16 protein-coding genes and 1 tRNA gene are annotated in these 20958 nt (G+C 38.3%); 5 read left to right on the forward strand and 12 right to left on the reverse strand.

The features are described 5' to 3' along the window. Window positions 1–119 precede the first annotated feature (119 nt). The 3 genes from ASU31_RS07760 to ASU31_RS27985 form a co-directional block, all read right to left on the reverse strand. Window positions 120–728 (reverse strand): SprT-like domain-containing protein, encoded by a 609-nt coding sequence (locus ASU31_RS07760; RefSeq protein ID WP_057931798.1) that lies wholly within the window; start codon window positions 726–728, stop codon window positions 120–122. Window positions 729–774: 46 nt separating this feature from the next. Further along, window positions 775–1152: a GxxExxY protein gene (locus ASU31_RS07765; protein ID WP_057931799.1), complete on the reverse strand. Its 378-nt coding sequence runs from the start codon at window positions 1150–1152 to the stop codon at window positions 775–777. A gap of 65 nt (window positions 1153–1217) precedes the next feature. Beyond that, a complete protein-coding gene (locus ASU31_RS27985) occupies window positions 1218–3485 on the reverse strand; it encodes a helix-turn-helix domain-containing protein (RefSeq protein ID WP_083505307.1) in 2268 nt (755 codons plus the stop codon). A gap of 342 nt (window positions 3486–3827) precedes the next feature. Between ASU31_RS27985 and ASU31_RS07775 the strand changes: the two genes are divergently transcribed. After that, complete coding sequence (locus ASU31_RS07775) at window positions 3828–5411, forward strand: peptide chain release factor 3 (protein ID WP_056094020.1); 1584 nt, start codon at window positions 3828–3830, stop codon at window positions 5409–5411. Window positions 5412–5502: 91 nt separating this feature from the next. Here ASU31_RS07775 and ASU31_RS07780 read toward each other — a convergent pair whose 3' ends face one another. Next, a complete protein-coding gene (locus ASU31_RS07780) occupies window positions 5503–7020 on the reverse strand; it encodes a glycoside hydrolase family 32 protein (protein WP_057931915.1) in 1518 nt (505 codons plus the stop codon). Window positions 7021–7067: 47 nt separating this feature from the next. Next, window positions 7068–8120: a helix-turn-helix transcriptional regulator gene (locus ASU31_RS07785; RefSeq protein WP_057931800.1), complete on the reverse strand. Its 1053-nt coding sequence runs from the start codon at window positions 8118–8120 to the stop codon at window positions 7068–7070. A 595-nt stretch (window positions 8121–8715) separates the two neighbouring features. On the opposite strand from ASU31_RS07785, the gene ASU31_RS27405 reads away from it, so the two are divergent. The 3 genes from ASU31_RS27405 to ASU31_RS07795 all read left to right on the forward strand — a co-directional run bounded on the left by ASU31_RS27405 (window position 8716) and on the right by ASU31_RS07795 (window position 11728). Beyond that, a tRNA-OTHER gene (locus ASU31_RS27405) sits at window positions 8716–8779 on the forward strand. A 364-nt stretch (window positions 8780–9143) separates the two neighbouring features. Continuing rightward, the gene (locus ASU31_RS07790) at window positions 9144–10241 is read left to right on the forward strand and encodes a slipin family protein (RefSeq protein ID WP_057931801.1); all 1098 of its coding nucleotides are present in this window, start codon (window positions 9144–9146) and stop codon (window positions 10239–10241) included. A 62-nt stretch (window positions 10242–10303) separates the two neighbouring features. Continuing rightward, window positions 10304–11728 (forward strand): RtcB family protein, encoded by a 1425-nt coding sequence (locus ASU31_RS07795; RefSeq protein WP_057931802.1) that lies wholly within the window; start codon window positions 10304–10306, stop codon window positions 11726–11728. 387 nt (window positions 11729–12115) lie between these two features. Here the strand turns inward: ASU31_RS07795 and ASU31_RS07800 are convergent, their stop codons facing one another. The 5 genes from ASU31_RS07800 to argH form a co-directional block, all read right to left on the reverse strand. Next, window positions 12116–12322: a DUF2683 family protein gene (locus ASU31_RS07800; RefSeq protein WP_057931803.1), complete on the reverse strand. Its 207-nt coding sequence runs from the start codon at window positions 12320–12322 to the stop codon at window positions 12116–12118. Between the two features lie 136 nt (window positions 12323–12458). Continuing rightward, window positions 12459–13712: a pyridoxal phosphate-dependent aminotransferase gene (locus ASU31_RS07805; protein WP_057931804.1), complete on the reverse strand. Its 1254-nt coding sequence runs from the start codon at window positions 13710–13712 to the stop codon at window positions 12459–12461. A 111-nt stretch (window positions 13713–13823) separates the two neighbouring features. Continuing rightward, a complete protein-coding gene (locus tag ASU31_RS07810) occupies window positions 13824–14156 on the reverse strand; it encodes a type II toxin-antitoxin system RelE/ParE family toxin (RefSeq protein ID WP_057931805.1) in 333 nt (110 codons plus the stop codon). Further along, on the reverse strand, window positions 14156–14344 hold the full coding sequence (locus ASU31_RS07815; protein ID WP_057931806.1) for a hypothetical protein: 189 nt from the start codon (window positions 14342–14344) through the stop codon (window positions 14156–14158). Before ASU31_RS07815 ends, ASU31_RS07810 begins: the two co-directional genes overlap by 1 nt. A 20-nt stretch (window positions 14345–14364) precedes the next feature. Then, window positions 14365–15696: an argininosuccinate lyase gene (gene argH, locus ASU31_RS07820; protein WP_057931807.1), complete on the reverse strand. Its 1332-nt coding sequence runs from the start codon at window positions 15694–15696 to the stop codon at window positions 14365–14367. 189 nt (window positions 15697–15885) lie between these two features. Between argH and ASU31_RS07825 the strand changes: the two genes are divergently transcribed. After that, window positions 15886–18729 carry an alpha/beta hydrolase family protein gene (locus ASU31_RS07825; protein ID WP_083505312.1) on the forward strand — a complete coding sequence of 948 codons (2844 nt, stop codon included), beginning with the start codon at window positions 15886–15888 and terminating at the stop codon, window positions 18727–18729. A 45-nt stretch (window positions 18730–18774) separates the two neighbouring features. On the opposite strand, the gene ASU31_RS07830 is transcribed toward ASU31_RS07825, so the two are convergent. Both ASU31_RS07830 and proC read right to left on the reverse strand, forming a co-directional pair. Further along, the gene (locus tag ASU31_RS07830) at window positions 18775–19845 is read right to left on the reverse strand and encodes a M20 family metallo-hydrolase (RefSeq protein WP_057931809.1); all 1071 of its coding nucleotides are present in this window, start codon (window positions 19843–19845) and stop codon (window positions 18775–18777) included. A 112-nt stretch (window positions 19846–19957) separates the two neighbouring features. Further along, on the reverse strand, window positions 19958–20770 hold the full coding sequence (gene proC / locus ASU31_RS07835) for a pyrroline-5-carboxylate reductase (RefSeq protein WP_057931810.1): 813 nt from the start codon (window positions 20768–20770) through the stop codon (window positions 19958–19960). Between the last annotated feature and the right edge of the window lie 188 nt (window positions 20771–20958).

The raw sequence follows: 20958 nt of genomic DNA on the forward strand, positions 1-20958 counted from the left end.
TGAAGCGCAGCGAAATGGAGAGATCTATCTCAAGACAGATTTTGCTTCGCAGAGCCTTCGGGTTCTCGGCTTCGTTACACCCGATAGCTATCGGGTTCGCTCGAAATGATGATTTTTCGTTATTCCGCCACAAAAACCTCTGCAAGAGGATTAAACAGATATAACCGTTTATCATCCAAACAGATACAGCGGTACCGCTTCCTAATCCGTTCGCCTTTGGTAAAACGCCGGCCATCTTTAATTTTAAAGGTGGTATTAATCGGCAATTGCTCTAAATGTAAAGTCTCGGTTTTATTGCTGTCGTACTTTTTTAAGGCACGCGATAAATGCAGATCAGAACAGCTGGATGCCGCCGGGTTCGACATATAATTATCAATTGCTTTGTGTATATCGGCAGGGAAGATATTCATATCAAAAAAGGGAATCATCATTCGCTGAAAGTTCTTCTTCCACTCTGTGCCATGCGGTTTCACTTTATTCTTGAAATCGTTCCAGGTGAGCAAATGTGCAAACTCATGTACTGTGGTAACCAGAAAAGCGTAATGGTTAAGATTGAAGTTTACCGAAATACGATGGCCTTTGCCTTGATAAGGATGACGGTAATCGCCCAGTTTTGTGGAGCGGGTTTTAGAAATCTTAAATTCGCACTGAAAATAATCAATCCATTTTGCAATTAGCGGTGCCGCTGGTTCGGGCATGTACTGTGCTAAAACTTTAACCTTTTCCATTTAACCGCAAAGTTCGCAAAGTTTTTCGCAAAGAGACAAAAGAAATTTATAAGCCATTCACTACACGTTTTAATCCATCCTTTAACCTAATTACGTTAAAATTCATCAAAAGGCCTAATTTGTGATTCCCTAATTTCATATAAGTTAATGTTTGGGCTAAATGAATATCGTTTAACATTTCAATACTTTTCAGCTCTAAAACCAATTTCCGTTCCACTAAAATATCAATCCGATAACCGCAATCAAGTTTAATATCTTCAAAAACTAATGGCATCATCTTTTCTTTTTCTACAAATAATCCAGCCTTGAGAATTTTGTAATATAAACATTCTTTATAAGCACTTTCTAACAATCCTGGCCCTAAAGCATTATGAACTTCTATAGCCAATCCAATTACAATTTTTGAAAGTTCATTCTCATTCATAATATTATGTTTTCTTTGCGCCTTTGCGTTTCAGTCCTTGGCGCTCTTTGCGGTTAAAAATCGGCCTATTCCTCGGATGGGAACAACGACGCCAGCACCAACTTAATCTCCCCGAAAGAATAATCTTTACCCAAAAACTCCCTTATCGTAGCCATCGATTTTGTTTTCTGGCTCTCTACCGCATCACTGATATTTCTGATCTTATTGGCTTTTACCAGTTTGGTTACATCCAATTGCTGGGTTGAAACATAATAGGCCAGATGCCCCTCAATGGTACCGGCAGAAAAACCACGCTCTTTTGCAATTTCTTCTATTGTTTTCCCTTGCTCATAAAGCTCGAAGCTCACTAACTTGGTATCAACCTTTGGCTCCTTTTTCTTTTTCTCTGCTGCAGATTTTACCTTAAGTGTTTCTCCTTTTAACTGGATTGCTTTTTGGAGTTGGTTGTTTCTTTCGACCGTATTCAACAGCGCATCGGTATCCGCTTTGCTAAACTCTTTTCCTGCAATGAGTGCTTGCAACAATGCTTTGCTTTTATGCATTTTTTTCAATTGCTCATACACCAGAATTTCTAGTTCTAACAGTTCTGTAACATAGGTTTTAATCTGTTTTTCTTCTTTTATCGCTTCAATTTGGGCTAGGAAACGGTCTGAAATTTCCTTAACTAAAGGATTAAAATATTTTAAGGCAGCCTCTACCCTTTTCGATACATTAAATAAAGTATGTTCAGTTTGCTGTGCAAACAGGTTTTTGAGCTGATTAACAAACGTATCGGCCGTAGCCGTGATTTTTTGAAAGTCAGTATAAACGGTATCGGTCCAATCTTCGTGCTTTTGCTTGGTCGATTTTTCACTTTTATCAAATGTTTGACGGTGTTCTTTTAAGTAATATCGGATCAGGTTCAGATCGAATGCCGCGAGCAGATAACTGCGGATAAAAGTATAACTTTCTATACTGATCTGCTCGTTCAGCACTTCAGAAGGTTGTTTTGTTTTAGAGAAATAATGCACATTCTGATCCTGTTGCAGACCACTCTCGCGCAGGTGAGAAGTTAAAACCAAGCCCTTCAAAGAGCGTAAACGCGATAAGGCCACATAAGCCTGACCCGGCGCAAAAGCCTCCCCGACATCAATAATCGCTTTATCAAAAGTTAAACCCTGACTTTTATGTACGGTAATCGCCCAAGCGAGTTTAATGGGGTACTGAATAAACGAACCAGCCACATTTTCTTTGATCTCATTGGTTGCCTCATCCAGTTTATATTTAACATTTTCCCAGGTATAACGCGAAATCTCAATGACTGTCCTATCCTCGGGAAGCTCAATTTCGATTATATCCTTTTCGATATGATGTACCACACCGATCTTACCATTGTAATACCGTTTTTCGGCCGTCATATCATTTTTAATGAACATTACCTGTGCACCAACCTTTAATTCTAAACTTTTATCATTCGGGTAAGCATATTCATTAAATTCCCCTTGAATTTTTGCTTCAAAAAAGTAAGATTTGGTTTTCAGCTGGGCCAGTCTCTCACGGTTAATGCCATCAGCCTTATTGTTATGGGTGGTTAAAGTGATATAATTTTCGTCTGCCGAGGGTTTAAAATCCTGTTTGAAATGCTGCCTGAGCAAGGCCGTATCTTCTGCGGTGATTTTATTATTTCGAAGGTTATTCAGCAGATTGATAAAAACAGCATCATCCTGACGATAAATTTTATCCAGTTCGATATAAACCGGTGGATTATCCTGCAAGGCCAGTGCATCGAAGAAATAAATGCTCTTATAAAACTTAGCCATGATGCGCCACTCATCATTTTTTACCACTGGAGGTAACTGGTGCAGGTCGCCGATAAATAAAAGCTGTACTCCGCCAAAGGGGATATTTCTGTTTCGGCGTACATACCGCAATGCAAAATCGATCGCATCGAGCATATCGGCTCGCAACATACTTACCTCGTCGATAACAAGTAATTCCAGTTCCTGCAACATGCGGCGCTTATTGCCCTGCATGTTTAAGTGTTTTACTAAAGTTTTGGGCGTGTTGAAGTTAAAATTGATATTTTCATTGATCAAGGCGCCGGCAGCATCAGGGAAAAAGGCTCCGAAAGGAAGTTGAAAAAGCGAATGGATAGTTACCCCAGCTGCATTGATTGCAGCAATACCCGTTGGTGCCACAATTAAGGCTTTTTTATGCGTAAGCTGGATGAGTTTCCGTAGAAAAGTTGTTTTACCTGTTCCTGCTTTCCCAGTCAAGAAAACGTGTTTTGAGGTGTAATTAACAAATTTAGCCGCAATTTCTGCGGGCATAGAAGTTTCTTCCAAAGTGGGCATCGGCAGTAAAATTTTAGTCAACAATAAACGGAGGGATGAATAAAGCTAAACATTTTAGCACAAAACTAAACAATGATTGGTGAGAAATTTTAAATTTTATTGGATAATTTCGGTTTAAGCCACTGTTTAGCCGATAAAGTATTTAATTAGCGGAAATAAAACCCTTAATAGAATTACTGCAGCAGTAACCCACGCAACCTATTTTCAATTAAACAATTAACCTATTCAAACTTTAAGCAAATTCCTTATCTTTGCGGCCAGATGAAACAACAATATTCAAATCTTATCGCTGTTAAATTCCTTTAACAAGGTTTCATCTCTCTTTACACCCAAAATTTTATTATGCTTAACCCTGAAATAGAAAAACGTAAAACCTTTGCCATTATTAGTCACCCCGATGCGGGCAAAACCACACTGACAGAAAAGTTTCTGCTTTTTGGTGGTGCTATTAATACTGCTGGTGCGGTAAAAAGGAACAAAGCGAACCAAAGTAATACCTCCGATTTTATGGAGATCGAAAAGCAGCGTGGTATCTCGGTTGCGACTTCGGTAATGGGTTTCGAATACAGTGGTAAACGTATTAATATTCTGGATACACCCGGTCACAAGGATTTCGCAGAAGATACTTACAGAACCTTATCGGCGGTAGATAGTGTGATTTTGGTGGTAGACTGTGTAAAGGGTGTGGAGGAACAGACGGAGAAACTAATGTCGGTTTGCCGTATGCGTAATACACCTGTAATCATTTTCATCAACAAAATGGACCGTGAAGGTAAAGAGGCTTACGATTTACTGGATGAAATTGAAGAAAAATTAAACATCAGCCTTTGCCCGCTTTCATGGCCTATAGGTCAGGGACATACCTTTAAAGGCGTTTACAGCATTTATAACAAACATTTAAATTTATTCAACTCGGATAAAACCAAAGTAACCGATTCGGTTGTGGCGGCAAGTGATTTAAATGATCCATCTTTATTGAATTACCTAAAAGAAAACGAGATCAATACGTTGAAAGATGATGTTGAATTGGTTGACGGTATTTATGGTAAAATTGATAAGGATTTATATACGGACGGTTTAGTTGCACCTGTATTTTTTGGTAGTGCGATCAATAATTTCGGGATAAAAGAACTCTTGGACACCTTTATTGATATTGCCCCGAGCCCTCGACATAGAGAAGCTGAAGAGCGTGATGTGCTTGTTGAAGAGAAAAATTTCAGTGGTTTCGTATTTAAAATCCACGCCAACTTAGACCCTAAACACCGCGACAGGATTGCCTTTTTAAGGATATGTTCAGGTAAATTTGAACGCAATAAATTTTATTATCATACCCGTCAGGATAAGAAACTAAAATTCTCTAACCCGATGGACTTTATGGCTAACGAAAAAAGTATTGTTGAAGAGGCCTGGCCAGGCGACGTGGTTGGCTTATACGATAGTGGCAACTTTAAAATTGGAGATACCTTAACCGAAGGTGAAAAACTGCAGTTTAAAGGAATCCCTAGTTTCTCTCCATCTATTTTTAAAGAGGTAGAAAATATGGACCCAATGCGTACCAAACAATTGGAAAAAGGCATTGAACAGTTAACAGACGAAGGCGTTGCACAGTTATTTGTGATGCAGCCTGGAAACAGGAAAGTAATCGGTGCGGTTGGCGAGCTCCAGTTTGAGGTAATCAATTTCAGGTTAGAGCATGAGTATGGTGCAAAATGCCGTTTCCGTACCTTGAGTTATACCCGATCGAGCTGGGTAACTTCTACCGACAGAAAGAAACTGGATGAATTTGTAAAACGTAAACAACAGCATATCGGTTTCGATAAGGAAGCCAACCCTGTTTATCTGGCCGATAGTGAATATATGATCAATTTAACAAAACAGGATTATCCTGATATCGAATTCCATAAAACGAGCGAGTTTAAAAGTTAACTTTTGAATAATTGAGTGATTGAATGAGAGAATATTGGCAACAGCGCTAATAAGTTCATTAATTCAATCACTCAAATTCAATCATTTTCGTTTATCTTTTACTCATATCCCAAACTTTAAAGCTATTTAAAACCGCTTTACCTCCTGTGGAAAAGGCGGCTAAGCCGGTGGCTTTTTCATCAGGAAAAATCATCGTGGTAATTACTTTTTCGCCACCATTCACGAAAACTTCTAATGAAGATTTATCGAGCAAAATCTGGAGTTTTATTCTACCGTTTACAGGACTCACGGTTATGGTTTGAATGATGTTCTTATCGTTTTTAATACCTTTCTCTGAACGTGAGCAATCTACATAAAGTTGTTTTTTAACAGCATCATAGCCCACTTCAACTTCCTTAACAACATTTCCTTTCTCATCCTTTAGTTGTGCAAGCTTAAAACCTAGGTTTTTTGCACCCTTAACAGAAAATTCGGCATCAATCCAATACGAATTTTGGCTGTCACCCAAGTCGATATCCTGATCAATAACAATATTTTGTTTGGTTATGACTTTACTACCTGAGTGTTTTTTAATATTATCGGCAATCAGGCTGGCCGGTTGCTGAAACAACCTAATTCCTTCGGGTGTAGTTCTTAAAGATAAATCTCTTGGGATAGACATCTGTCCTTTCCATGGGAATGTTTCTTTACCGCCAGGTTGTAACCATCCCAATAAAATCCGCTGTTTTTTTGGCGCATCGTTCCATGGAATAGCTGCATAAAAAGAATCGCCTTCATCAACCAATAAGGTCAATTTCCCATCATTGTCGTTCTTAAAAGTCTTGCCATCAAAATCGCCTACAAAATATTGCATCGTTGGCCCTTTTGGTCCAAATAAGGATATGGCTAAAACCCATTTTGTATTATTCTTATTTCCGTCAACCGCCAGGGGAATAATAAACGGGCATTCCCACCCACTCCCCTGATTGCCTTGTTTCCCAAAATCGCTCAGCATGGTCCAGTCTTTTAAGTTTTTTGAGCCATAAAACCGCACCTGATGCTCATCAACCATCGCAACAGTCATGATCCATTGCTGAGAGGCCTCATGCCACCATACATTAGGGTCCCTGAAATCTTTTTTATTTAAATCGATAACAGGATTTTTGGCATAATTGGTAAAGGTTAACCCTCCATCATTGCTATAAGCCATGTATTGAGATTCATTCCGTTGCTTAGGTAGATCTGCCGTATAAAAAGCGACAACGGGTGCTTGTCCTTTCCCCAATCCACTTACATTATGTTTATCCAGCACAGCCGAACCCGAAAAAATCATGGTGGTGGTGTCATTTGTGATTTTTTCCGGAATAGCAACCGGAAGGTGTTTCCAGTTCACCAGATCTTTACTGGTGGCATGGCCCCAGCTCATGTGCCCCCATTTATTTTCGAACGGATTGTACTGATAATAAAGATGAAATTCCCCATTCAGATAAATCAATCCATTTGGATCATTTAACCAATTTGATGGTGCTGTAAAATGATAGGTCGGCCTCCATTGAGGCGTAGGCTGTTGAGCGAAAACTCTTACCGAACAGCAAATTAAAAAAGCTAGAATATATTTGGTCTTGAACATAATTAAATTCAAGTTAAACATAAGAATTCAATTACTAAAACGTTTAACTAGTTTCTTAAGGTCTTTATAAAAAAATTTTCTTCATCAACGCTTTCGTACTGCTTATACGTTTGTGCTAAACGCCTTTTAATTTTTGAGATCAACAATCGTGGCAAAAGCACTTTAACACACTCTCCAAAGCCTAAAATTTCGCGCTCGAGTTCATAATTCAATACCACATCGATCCTAAAAATTGTTGTTTTTTCGTTCTTATTTAATACCACTTGCGATTGATGCATTGGTTTAGTTACCACGTATGGTGCATGATCGTTTGTAAATTCCAGGATCACCTTCTGCGCGCGGTCACGTTCGTTTTTGGTTACGCCGATTAAATCATCGTAATATCTATCGAAATCTACCCCCTGGTACGCAACAAAAGTTTCATTAGGTAGTTCCTGAAATTCTACTATCCTATCCAGTGCTAAATTTAAGATCTCTGGCCGCTTTTTAGCTTTACAAATCAAAAACCATCTGTTGCGGTATTCTTTTAATAGATACGGATAGTAAATTCCCTGCTGTGATTGTTGCGCCTTGAAAGATTTATATTCTATTAATAAAGATCGTTTGTTTAAAACCGCTTGATACAAGGGCGGGATACATTCTAAACCCTTAACCAGCTTATTACTCTCCAATTGGATATTATTGCCACTCTGTTTGGTCGATTTGTAGAGGTTATTTTCCAATCGGGCAATCATATCGCTCATTTCGTCGAAATAATTAAAGGCATTAAACTGTTTGAGTACACCAACAATTTCCTTCATTTTATCTACATCGGCATTATTGATCGGCGCTTTGGTAATACTGAAAGCTGGGTCTTCGTAAGCATAAAAGCGTTTATCGTTTACCACAATCGGCGCATTGTAGCCCAATTTGTCACTCCGCATCAGTTGGATATCGGCTTGGATAGTCCGCTTGCTTACCCCAGTGGTAATCCCTTCGAGCTCGTATAGCGTTGCCGATACCTTTTCGATAAGATCCTCTAATGTCCATTTACGGTAACGGTTCTTCAAACAGTCGTCGATAGTTTTATACCGGATGAGCGCCAATTTATTTACTGCCATTTTTAATCAATTTGAGTTTGAAGCTAAAAAATCTGATTGAAAAGCTTAACTAAATATAGCAAAGCATTTATCATCTACGCAATACAATTGCGCAATTGAGTGTTAAAAGAATAAATTTAATTGAAAAATAAATTTTATTAATCTAATTACCAGATACTTATTTATTTTATCACAAAATAAATTTTACTACGCAAATCGACCGCGTAGTGGTGGTGGCATCTTTGTAATGTCGCTAGTCGATACAGTTCTTTGAGAAATATTAATAGCAACAATCTGATTGATAAAAAACAGTTTACTGTCCTAAATGATACGCGCTCTCTGTCATGTTGCTCCGATTTATTTGGGTCAGCATTTCATTAAAATGAAGCCCCTGTTCGGGATACGCCGGACAGGGTTAGTAAAGGGTACCACAATCAGATCAATATAAAGAAATCCCGAAAGGGATGGCAACACTAAATAAAATCTATCCAATGTTGTGGGTTTCGGAATAGCCCCAAAGTATTCGGGCAGATTGCTTGGAATATACTGATAAGGATTATGATAGACTGTCTAAACACGTTGTGTGTCGTGGGTTCGAATCCCGCTTCCGAGCAATCGGAATAACTCAGTTTGGTTAGAGTAACAACCACCAATGCAGGTTCGAATCCTGCTTCCAACCATCACTTGGAATCGCATAAGGGTAATGCAATGGACTTAGGATCCATCTTAAAAGAAGGGTAACTTTTCAAACCGCTCAAAAGATCAGCATTGTAAAACCGCACTCAGCTTTAAGGTTTATCATAAAATCTCAAAAGCGAATTTGCCTTTTGCTTTGTAAGCAAAACAGATGAACGAAACGGTTTAAAAATCAAATTCAGCAATTAGCGGCTAACAGAATCTTCGGATGCGAAAACTGCTAAAGTTCAATTTCATTCTTAAAAACATCAGGATTCTTTTTACTTCCGCAAGAAACGAATGAATGCGCTTTTGCAATGCTTTGTAAAACAAGAAATTAAATAATTATAAATCTCAACATCAGAAAACATGAAAAGAGTAACCATTAACACCAATTATGTTGGATTGGTGTTTAAAAAAGGAAAATTAAAAAACGTTTTAACCGCAGGAACTTACTGGTTAGGTTTCGGTGAAGACATGACCTTGTACGATATGGCAAAAGAGTACTATTACACGGTTGCCGAGTTGGATATTTTATTGGAAAATGCAGATTTTGTGAATTTAATTCACCTGGTAAGTGTGGCCGATAATGAGTTGGCTTTGGTTTATCAAAACAAAAATTTCAAGAACGTTTTAACGGCTGGCAGACATGCCATCTGGAAAAGCTTGTCTGCATATAACTTTGTTAAGGTAGATATCAGTAACATCAATATTGACGAAACCATTGATAAAAACTTATTGGAGAAAGCTCCATTATTGAATTACATCAGGGCTTACAAAGTAGAATCGTTCGAAAAAGCCTTGTTATTTATCGATGGTAAATTTGAAAAGGTAATGGAAGCAGGAAACTATGTTTACTGGAAAAACAGCACCACTATTCAGGTTATTAAAACCGATATGAGGCAATTGAATATGGAGATCATCGGACAGGAAATCTTAACTAAAGATAAAGCGCAATTGAGGGTTAACTTCAGCATCCAATATAAAGTTGATGACATCATCAAAGCCTTATTAGAGAACAAAGAATTTGAAAAACAATTGTACATCACCATGCAATTGGCATTAAGAGAATGTATTGGTTTAATGACTTTTGACGAATTGATGGAAAGCAAAGAAAAAATTGCTGAAATGGTAATGGCTATTACCTTGGATAAGGTTGAAAACCTGGGTGTAAAATTAACAAACTGTGGTGTTAAAGACATCGTTTTACCTGGTGACGTTAAAGAAATTATGAACCAGGTTTTAGTTGCCGAAAAAAGAGCCCAAGCCAATATCATTACCCGTAGAGAAGAAACGGCCTCGACCAGAAGTTTGTTGAATACCGCCAAATTGATGGAAGACAATGCTATGTTGTATAAGTTGAAAGAGATGGAATATGTGGAGAAAATCGCAGAAAAGATCAACAACATCAGCTTATCGGGCAGTGGACAAATTGTAGATCAGTTGAAGCAGATCTTCGTAAAATAAATTAAATTTAGAAACCCCTCGGTTGGGTGAATGTTGCCTACCGAGGATTAATTAGAAATAAAATGAACAACAACATAACAGGAAAAGACCTGATCGAAATAGGTTATTCCGAAGGAAAAATAGTAGGCTTGGCTTTAGATATCCTGAAAGAAAATTTCGCGGATATTGAAGAAAAAAAATTATTGGCTTTATTTAAAAAAGTAAAAGACTATCCTGAAAGTTTTTTGGATGATGAAGTATTAAGTGTACTGGCAACTGCTGTGATCGAGGAAGCCAATCCGAAATCAGATGGAACCATTGAATTGATCAGCAATGCTAAAGATTATTCAATTTTCGGTGCCGATTATATAGAAGAAGGTGCCAGAAATCAAATGGATATTGCCATGAAACTGCCTGTTTCAGTAGCTGGAGCATTGATGCCTGATGCTCACCAAGGCTATGGCTTGCCAATTGGTGGTGTTTTGGCGACCAGAAATGCAATTATCCCTTATGGTGTAGGTGTAGATATTGGTTGCCGAATGGCTTTGAGTATTTTCGATATCCCAGAGAAACATTATTTCGGGAAGGATGCAATGTACAAACGCGAATTAATTGCTTTTACCAAATTTGGTGCGGGTCAAAATTTTAAAGGTAATGAAAGAGCTGATCATGATGTTTTAGAAAATGACGCATTTAACGCTACTCCTTTTCTTAAAAATTTACACGGAAAGGCCTGGGCACAACTGGGTACTTCAGGTGGTGGAAATCACTTTGTAGAATGGGGGATTATTGATTTTGCCGAACGCGATGAGATTTTAAATATCGATAAAGGACGTTACGTAGCATTGTTGACCCATTCAGGTTCCCGTGGTTTTGGCGCAACCATTGCAGGTCATTACACCAAACTGGCTAAAGACATCTGTAAACTCCCTAAAGTGGCTATAAACCTGGCTTATTTGGATCTAAATTCTGCCGAAGGACAAGAGTATTGGATTGCAATGAACTTAGCTGGCGATTATGCTTCAGCCTGTCATGAGGTGATCCATAAAAGATTAACCAAGGCCATTGGCACTAAAGTTTTGGCCAAGGTAGAAAACCACCATAATTTTGCATGGAAAGAAATGCTTGATGGCGAGGAAGTGATTGTGCACCGAAAAGGGGCTACACCGGCAGGTAAAGGTGTGATGGGAATCATTCCGGGAAGTATGACGGCGCCGGGATTTTTGGTTAGGGGAAAAGGTGAAATGAGTGCAATCAATTCAGCATCTCATGGTGCGGGTAGACAAATGAGCCGAACAAAAGCGATTCAATCGATTACCAAATCGGATATGAAAGCGATTTTGAAAGATCACAACGTCACTTTAATCGGAGCAGGTTTAGATGAGGCGCCAATGGCCTATAAAGACATCAACAAAGTGATGGCAGCACAAACAGAACTGGTTGATGTAGTAGCCAAGTTTGAACCAAAAATGGTGAGAATGGCGGATGATGGAAGTAGGGAAGACTAGTTTGATGGTGGGAGTCTGAAGTTGAATGTCCATAGTTGCAAATACATAAACCTCGCAGGTTTCAGAAACCTGCGAGGTTTAATGTTATTTCAAAAAAATTAGAAGAACATTGGTTCCTGTCTATTATCCCAAAAGAAAAGAATTTCTATCCGATCAGACTTAACCTCATAAAATACAGAAGAAAGCTTTTTGATTAATCCTTGTCGGATATTAGGATCAAATTCAGTTTCTTTATAAAGGAATGGAGAATTACTAATTAATTCTAAAGTTTTAATCGTATTCTTTTTAAATCACTTAATGCTTTAGCCCCTAATCTTTCATGTATTTGAGTACAAATGGATTCGAAAGTTATATATGCTGTTTCTGATATGATTACAGGCAAAGTCATCAAATAGTTGAGATTTTTTCTTTAAATTCTTCTAAAGAAAAGCTTTTGCCTGCTTTGATATCATCCTGTCCTTTTTTTATCCCAGACACAACATGTGCTGGTAAAGAACTATCTTTTTTTATTTCATAAGGAACTTCTAAAGCTTTAAGAAATGCCTTTAAAGCTTTTTCTTGCATTTTATCGGGATGTACAAGGTAAGTTTCCATATAAACGTGATTTTAAACTAATATACAAATTTAAAGATTATTAAATAAAACCTTCAAACTTAAATAGTGTCCATCAAAAGATTAAAAACAAAAAACCTCTTCAAAATTAATTGAAGAGGTTTTTTATTTTATAATCCTATTTCAACTTACTCAAAGCGGTTTTAATCCTTGGTAACATGTCTTTAATATCCTGCAGGGTACAAGCACCAACCGAAGCCCTGAACCAAGGCATACTGTCTTCATTCCCAAATGCAGAGAATGGAACCAAAGCTGCTCCGGCTTCTTTAATCAGATAGAAATTCACATCTGCACTGTCTTTTAAAAGCTTACCATCTTCAGTAGTTTTTCCGATGTAATCGATTTTTATGGTCAAATAAATGGCACCCATAGGCTCAACAGCATCAACATTAAAACCTTCAGCTTTTAATTCGTTAAAACCGTTGTAAAGTGCATTTAAACTATCTTGAATTTGGCCTTTAAAACTGGTCAAAAAAGTATCTACCTGTGTTTTATCATTAAAATAGTTAGACATAGCCACTTGCTCAGCTTTCGGTGCCCATGCGCCCATATGCCCAACCAATGCTTTCATTCTATTGATAATATCCTCCGGACCAAAACCCCAGCCTACACGTACACCTGTTGCAGCCAAACATTTCGAGCTACCATCAACAAAAACGGTAAAAGGACGCATTGCAGGGCGCAAAGAAACTGGGTTTACATGCTCTTTTCCGAAAGTTAAAAGCGAATAAATCTGATCGTACATCATGTACAACGGTTTTTCGTCGGCACTACGTGATGCATTTTCTTCTAACACAGCATCGCAGATTTCAGCTAGTGAATCTGCATCAAACATGGTTCCCGTTGGGTTTAACGGCGAGCACAAGGCCAATAAAGTTGCCCCTTTTAAATGCGGTTTTAGCTGTGCAGCCGTTGGCATAAAATTATGTGCAGCATCTGTTTCTACAGCAATTGTTTTTGCCGAAGTTAAATGTGAATAGTGGTTGTTATTCCAAGATGGTGCAGGGAAAACTACGGTATCGCCAGGATCGATTAAAGCCAGATAAGTTGCATAAATTAACGGGCGTGAACCACCAGAAACTAAAATGCTATTGGTGTTGTATTCTAACCCAAACCTATCCTTTAATAATTCAGAAACCGTCTCGCGTAATGGCAAAACACCATCAGCAGGTGGATAATTGGTCTGATTGGCATTGTACGCCTCGACAATTCCGGCCTTTAGTTCGGTCGGGATTGGGTAAATGTTTGCATCAAAATCGCCTATGGTTAAATTAGCGATCGAAGCACCTTTGCGCTTCATTTCGTTAACTTCGTTACCGATTTTTATAATTTCTGAGCCGATTAATGAACTGGCCAATACTGAAACTTTCATCTATTTATATTTTGTTTCTATGGTGATGAAGCTATCATGACTTGGTAATTATTCCCTTGTAGAAAATCATGATAGTTTCATACTTATATGTTGAAGCTGGTGTTAGCAGATTTATAATGCTTTAATTATTTTTTGAAGTTCTTTTTTATCAATACTACTTTCTTCTGATTTATCGTAGAGGGTCAACATATTGATAATTGTACCGTCGGTAATGTCTGAAACTAAATAAGTTATTATCCTAAATCCTCCACTTTTACCTTTTCCTTTGCTTTTTACCGCAAGTCTAATTTTGTATAAACCTGCACCCAGATCATTACCTTGGTGCGGATTTTCACGAAGTTTTTCTTCGAGTTCGTAGAGATCTTCTACTAAAGAAATATATTTCTTTTTATAGACTTTGGCTTTCTTGATAAAAACGTCTGAATAAATAACCTCATTAGCCATTAAATGTCTTTTAAACTTAGAGGCTTCCGTTTTCCTTGCTGCATTTCCTTAATTTCTTTTAAAGCTTGAGCAATTTCAGATGTTATCTGACTGGTTGGTTCTGATTTAACTTTTGCACCAATTTTGCTAAGGAATTCTTTTACAAAACCTGCATCTTTGTCCTTAATTTCTATTGTTAAAGTTGTCATAATTACAAATTTAGCAAAATTTATTTAACCAAATCTTCTATCGCTTTATTCACTTTTCCGAAACCAAATTGAGATAATACCCCTTGCATTGCCGAAGTAATCTGCTCGTTGCACAGGTTGCCGATACTTCCTTCGTGTGTATGGTGTATTTGGCCAGATGGTGCAAAACTACCATTTTCTATCTGTTCGCCAACAATCTTATAAGCCTCTCTAAATGGGACACCTTGTAAAGCCAGATCGTTTACGACTTCAACGCTAAACAGGTAATCATATTTTTTATCCTTCAAAATATCATCTTTTATGGTGATGTTCTGGAGCATAAAAGTGGCGATCTCCAAACATTCATTTAACGACGTAATTGCCGGGAAAAGGTTTTCCTTTAATAATTGTAAATCGCGGTGATAACCTGATGGCAAATTGGTAATCATCATGGCAATTTCATTCGGCAAAGCCTGAATTTTATTGCAACGCGAACGGATCAACTCAAAAACATCAGGGTTTTTCTTGTGTGGCATAATACTCGAACCTGTAGTAAGTTCTGCCGGAAAACTAATGAATCCGAAATTCTGATTAATGAACAAGCACACATCCATAGCCATTTTAGCTAAAGTTGCCGCAACAGCGCTCATTGCCTGTGCTAAAATCCTTTCGGTTTTGCCACGCCCCATCTGTGCATAAACCACGTTATAGTTCAAACTTTCAAAACCCAACAACTCAGTAGTTAAGGTTCTATTTAACGGAAATGAAGAGCCATAACCTGCGGCAGAGCCTAAGGGATTTTTGTTGCAGATTTTCCATGCAGCCAACATTAGTTCCATATCATCTGCCAAGCTTTCGGCATAGGCACCAAACCATAGGCCAAAAGACGATGGCATGGCAATCTGCAAATGCGTATAACCAGGCATCAATTTATCTTTGTGCGTATTGCTCAGCTCAATTAGCTCATTAAACAAAGTTGAGGTTTGGCCAACCATATCTTCAATGCAAGCCCTAAAGAACAGTTTCAAATCAACCAGTACCTGATCATTACGCGACCGACCACTATGGATTTTCTTGCCTGCTTCTCCAATACGTTGAGTAAGTAACCATTCAACCTGTGAGTGCACATCTTCTACGCTGTCTTCGATTGTGAAATTTCCAGCTTCAATTTCTGCATAAATATTTTTCAATTCCTGCTGGACGGTTCTCAGTTCGTCAGCTGTTAGCAAATTAATGGTTTCTAACATTTGGGTGTGCGCCAAAGAACCCAACACATCAAACTTTGCCATTTGCAGATCCAGTTCACGGTCTTTACCAACCGTAAAACGCTCTACAAATTGATTTACATCTATATTTTTTTGCCAGATTTTCATTCTTGTGATTGCTCTATTTTATACCTGCACAAAGGCAGTCGAAATACCCGCAAAAGTACAATAAATACATTAGAAATCAGGAATGAGATTGATTTGTAATGCACATTAAAACGCCAATAAACTCAATTTTATATGGCTACTCATAATTCTTGGTTTAAAAGCTTATTTTCGTATAAACTTAAACTTATTATGAAATCCCTAAAACTGTTCTCCTCCGTTTTTTTCATGCTTGTTATACACCAGCTACAAGCACAGGAAAAACCAGCGTTAGGCTGGAAAGATGTATCTAAATGGACCTTTAATAGACCTGCTACTTTATCGCCCAACGGCGAATGGATTGCGCTGGCCAGTGGCCCGGTTGAGGGAGATCTAAAGATGACGATCAGAAAAACCAATGATACTTTAAGCCGCAACTACCCGATTGGAGCAATGGCCAATAGCATCTCATTTTCAAACGATTCAAAATTTGCTGCTTTTAAAGTTGCACTTAAGGATAGCGAAGCCAAAGCAGCAAAGAAAACAAACAAACCGGTTTATGATAAACTCTTGCTGGTTTCGTTAAGTGATAATAAACAGACGACTTTCGAAAAGGTAAAAAGTTTTAGCTTTTCTGAAAAATCACCTGAATGGATTGCCATCCAATTTGCTCCGGCAGAAAATGCTTCTAAAGAGAAAGATGCACCAAAAGGTACCGACGTACTGCTTTACAACCTGATCACCAAAAAAAGTTACAACGTCGGTAATGTTTCGGAATTTGCATTTAACAAAACAGGAAGCCAGTTTGCTTATGTTATCGATGCAGCAGGGCAAAATGGAAACGGTATTTTTTTACGTGATATGAAAACAGGCATTACCACGGCGCTTGATAATGATAAAGCTGTTTATCAGAAACTGGGGTGGAATGAACAGGGAACTGCATTTGCTTTGCTTAAGGCCAATAAAAACGATAAATATAAAGATGATGTTTACAGTATGCTTGGTTTTAACAAAATCAATGGAGATTTAACAAACAAAGTAATATATAATGGTATTGACGACAAAATATTCCCGGCCAATATGGGCATCAACACCAATGCTACCCCATTCTGGTCTGACGATCAAACCGTGTTGTTCCTTGGCGTTAATACATTAACTAAAAAGGAAGATAAGAAAGAAGAAAAAAAGGAGGATAAGAAATCAGACACTTTAGCCAAGGCAAAACCTGAGGTTAAAAAAGATGATATCGAGAAACCTGATATGATTATCTGGAATTGGCAGGATAAAAGACTACAATCGGCCCAACAAACGCAAGAAATGCGCGATAAAAATTTTAGTTATTTAAGTGCTTACCGCATTGCGGATAAAAAATTCATCCAACTCGCAGATAGCAACATGCGCTCAGTTAGTGTAAACCCGAAAAGTTTATACGCGATTGGGTACGATAATTCGAAATATGAGCTGATGGGAAATTTAGATGGACAAAGCTATGTGGATGTTTATCTGATCGATCTTAAAACCTTTGGCAAGAAATTACTATTTGAGAAAATGTATGCCTCTAATGGTGGAAGACTTGTGATTGCACCAAATGGAACTTTAGCCAGCTATTATTTAGACGGTGTATTTTATAGCATTAATTTAGAAAGCGGAAAAACGGCTAATCTTACCGGCAAGATTAAATCTTCTTTTGTCGATGAATTAGATGACCATAACGTAATAAAACCAGCCACGCAAAACCTGGGCTGGTCAGCTGATTCTAAATATGCATTGATTAAGGATAATTACGATTTATGGAAAATCTCTGCTGACGGAAACAGTATCACTCCATTATCAGATAATTGGAAAAGCAAGAAAACCGAAGTAGCCACCCGTTTCCGCGTTGATGCTGATGAGAAAGGTGTTGATTTAAGCAAAGACCAGTATTTTGCGGTATTTAATACCAAAAACAAGAAAAATGGCATTGGGATTTTACCAGCAGGTAAATCTAAGATCAATATTTTGTTCCTAGACGACAATGCTTACCAAAGTTTTTCAAAAGCCGAACAAGCTAAAGTTTTTACTTATACCAAAAGTAATTTTCAGCAATCGCCAGATTATTATGTAAGTACAACGGGCGATTTAAGTACTGCCAAAAAAGTAACCACAAATACTCCAGATCAGGCCAAATATGCATGGTCTTCGGGTGTAAAACTAATTGACTATGTGAGTGCAAATGGCGATAGCTTACAAGCGGCCATTTATTTACCTGCCAATTATGTTCCCGGAAAGGCTTATCCTACCATCACATACATTTACGAAAGGTTGACTGATGACCTGAATACTTATACCATGCCTACATTTCCTGGTGGAGGTTTCAACAAAGCGATGTATACCAGCAATGGATACGCAGTTTTAATGCCCGATATTAAATATAAGCTGAATGATCCGGGCATGTCGGCCGTTGCCTGCGTAGTACCTGCGGTAAAGGCAGCCATTGCTACCGGAATTGTTGACGAAAAAAATGTGGCTATCCATGGTCACTCATGGGGTGGTTACCAAACTTCATTTTTAATTACCCAAACCAATATTTTTAAAGCGGCCGCAGCAGGAGCACCTTTAACCAACATGATCAGCATGTACAGCTTAATCTATTGGAATAGCGGTGGCACAAACCAAGCCATTTTCGAAGCCAGTCAAGGTAGGTTAACGCCTGGTTATTGGGATAACTGGGATGCTTTCGCACGCAACTCCCCAGTGTATCACATCAAAAAAGTACAAACTCCATTATTGCTTTTACACAATGATAAAGATGGGGCTGTAGATTTTACCCAGGGCATTGAATATTACAATGGTTTAAGAAGGTTAAACAAACCTGTTGTTATGATTACCTATCGTGGCGAAAATCACGGAATTGCAAAATTGCCTAACCGTAAAGATTATGCTGTACGGATGATGGAATACTTTGACTATATGCTTAAAGGAAAACCTGCTCCTGAATGGTGGAGCAAGGGGGTAAATCGATTAGATATGGAAAAACACTTAGAGGCAAGAGCTTTTGATGGTGGCGAAGAGAATTGATTATTTTGAGAAAGCCTCAGATCTATTAGACCTGAGGCTTTCTTTTTATTTACCGTTTATTACCGGTTTTAACATATTAACATATCCCTCAACTCCTTCGGCTACTTCTCTAACATATAAAAACTCATCAGCCATGTGCGAGCGGCCAGAAAATCCTGGACCGCATTTTACCGATGGGATATCTAACAACGCCTGATCGGAAGTAGTAGGCGAACCATAAGTGGTTTTTCCAAGGGCAACACCAGCCTGAACAACCGGATGGTTTTTATCAATCGACGATGGTTTTAAACGGATAGAGCGTGGGGTAACATCACAATCAACATTTGCCCTGATGATCTCTAAAACCTCTTCATTAGTGTAAGCATCTGTTACACGAACATCAACCGTAAAAGTACAATTTGCCGGAACAACGTTATGTTGCGAACCTGCGTTGATAATCGTAACCGTCATTTTTAATGGCCCGAAAACCTCCGATACTTTGGGAAACTGATAGTTTCTAAACCACTCAATATCTTTTAACGCTTTGTAAATGGCATTCTCTCCCTCTTCGCGAGCAGCATGACCAGCTTTACCATGCGATACACAATCCAACACCAACAAGCCACGTTCTGCAATGGCTAAATTCATTTCTGTCGGTTCGCCAACGATACCAAACTCCAGTTCGCCCAAATCAGGAAGAACCAATTCTAATCCATTATTACCAGAAATTTCTTCCTCGGCAGTAGCTGCCAAACAGATATTGTATTTTAAATCTGCCTGCTCATAATAATATAAAAACGTTCCGATTAGCGACACTAAACAACCACCAGCATCATTACTGCCCAAACCAAACAGTTTATCACCTTCAATTGCAGCATCGTAAGGATCGCGGGTATAACCAGAATTAGGCTTAACCGTATCGTGATGTGAATTTAAAAGCAATGTTGGCTTAGCCGGATCAAAATGTTTGTTGTAAGCCCAAACGTTATTCATTTTACGCTGAGTCTTAACCCCTCTCTCCTCCAAAAACTGCGCAATTAAATTCGCCGTCCGATCTTCTTCTTTACTAAAAGACTGGATGCGGATCAACTGTCGCAATAAATCCAGACTTTCTTTTTGTATATTTTCTAATAACATAGTATCAAGTAATTAGTATTAAGTATCAAGACTAAACCCGTCTTTAAACTTTCTACCTTTTATTTTGGCTTTCAGTTTTATGTTTGCGATTAAGACTTTATGCCCAATACCGCTAACCCTCTTTAGTATACAGATTTCCTGCTTTTAAAGCCGAAAGTTTAATACCTTTTATCAATGATGAGCTAAAACCGTTATGTTCCATTTCATTTAAACCTGCTATGGTACAACCTTTCGGCGAAGTTACCTTATCTATTTCTGATTCTGGGTGTGTTCCGTGTAATAAAAGCAAATCGGCAGCTCCTTTAGCCGTTTGAACAGCCATTTTCAAAGCTTCATCAGCATGAAAACCGATTTCTACCCCACCTTGTGATGCCGCCCTAATTGCCCTTAAAAAAAACGCAATCCCGCATGCACAAAGCGCTGTTGCCGAAGTCATTAAATCTTCATTTATTTTCACCACAGAGCCTACTGTTTCGAACATTTTAGTCACACTTGCAATATTTTCTCCTGAGGCGTTATCGCTGGCCATGCAAGTCATTGATTGACCAATAGCAATTGCCGTGTTGGGCATCACCCTGATTACCTCAACATCATCACCTAATTTTTCTCTAACCGCAGCACAACTCACGCCAGAAATTACCGAAATAACCAAATGTTTGGCCGGAACAATTGAAGTTTGAATTTCATCTAAAACCGTATTTAATTGTTGCGGCAGAACAGCCAAAATCACCACATCAGCATCAACTACAGCCTGTTTATTGTTATTGCTTACATTAAAACCGGCTTCGGCAAAAGATTTTAAATGGTCGATATTTCTACGGGTAAGCGTAATGTTGTCTGCTTGAGCAAAGTCGGCTTTTACCAAACCTTTCGCTAAAGATAAACCGATATTTCCGCTACCAATTATGGCTATTTTTTTTTTCATGTGGTTCGTTTATTATTTCCTTTCGGACTGGTTACATAGATTTATATTTTTGTTGGAAAAGCAGGTTCAGTAATTCTATTGATGTTCAGTCCTGCTATACACTTCAATCTTTTCTAACTTCAGCCATTCCATCCATTATCGTCATTGCGAGGAGGAACGACGTGGCAATCTTTCTCATTTTGAACACA

It is taken from the genome of Pedobacter ginsenosidimutans, assembly GCF_001442625.1.
Taxonomy (GTDB): domain Bacteria; phylum Bacteroidota; class Bacteroidia; order Sphingobacteriales; family Sphingobacteriaceae; genus Pedobacter; species Pedobacter ginsenosidimutans.

Bases quoted from the DNA above. Each gene is read 5' to 3' on its own strand.
- ASU31_RS07760 (WP_057931798.1), bottom strand. From the start codon at position 728: ATGGAAAAGGTTAAAGTTTTAGCACAGTACATGCCCGAACCAGCGGCA.
- ASU31_RS07765 (WP_057931799.1), bottom strand. From the start codon at position 1,152: ATGAATGAGAATGAACTTTCAAAAATTGTAATTGGATTGGCTATAGAA.
- ASU31_RS27985 (WP_083505307.1), bottom strand. From the start codon at position 3,485: ATGCCCACTTTGGAAGAAACTTCTATGCCCGCAGAAATTGCGGCTAAA.
- ASU31_RS07775 (WP_056094020.1), top strand. From the start codon at position 3,828: ATGCTTAACCCTGAAATAGAAAAACGTAAAACCTTTGCCATTATTAGT.
- ASU31_RS07780 (WP_057931915.1), bottom strand. From the start codon at position 7,020: ATGTTCAAGACCAAATATATTCTAGCTTTTTTAATTTGCTGTTCGGTA.
- ASU31_RS07785 (WP_057931800.1), bottom strand. From the start codon at position 8,120: ATGGCAGTAAATAAATTGGCGCTCATCCGGTATAAAACTATCGACGAC.
- ASU31_RS07790 (WP_057931801.1), top strand. From the start codon at position 9,144: ATGAAAAGAGTAACCATTAACACCAATTATGTTGGATTGGTGTTTAAA.
- ASU31_RS07795 (WP_057931802.1), top strand. From the start codon at position 10,304: ATGAACAACAACATAACAGGAAAAGACCTGATCGAAATAGGTTATTCC.
- ASU31_RS07800 (WP_057931803.1), bottom strand. From the start codon at position 12,322: ATGGAAACTTACCTTGTACATCCCGATAAAATGCAAGAAAAAGCTTTA.
- ASU31_RS07805 (WP_057931804.1), bottom strand. From the start codon at position 13,712: ATGAAAGTTTCAGTATTGGCCAGTTCATTAATCGGCTCAGAAATTATA.
- ASU31_RS07810 (WP_057931805.1), bottom strand. From the start codon at position 14,156: ATGGCTAATGAGGTTATTTATTCAGACGTTTTTATCAAGAAAGCCAAA.
- ASU31_RS07815 (WP_057931806.1), bottom strand. From the start codon at position 14,344: ATGACAACTTTAACAATAGAAATTAAGGACAAAGATGCAGGTTTTGTA.
- argH (WP_057931807.1), bottom strand. From the start codon at position 15,696: ATGAAAATCTGGCAAAAAAATATAGATGTAAATCAATTTGTAGAGCGT.
- ASU31_RS07825 (WP_083505312.1), top strand. From the start codon at position 15,886: ATGAAATCCCTAAAACTGTTCTCCTCCGTTTTTTTCATGCTTGTTATA.
- ASU31_RS07830 (WP_057931809.1), bottom strand. From the start codon at position 19,845: ATGTTATTAGAAAATATACAAAAAGAAAGTCTGGATTTATTGCGACAG.
- proC (WP_057931810.1), bottom strand. From the start codon at position 20,770: ATGAAAAAAAAAATAGCCATAATTGGTAGCGGAAATATCGGTTTATCT.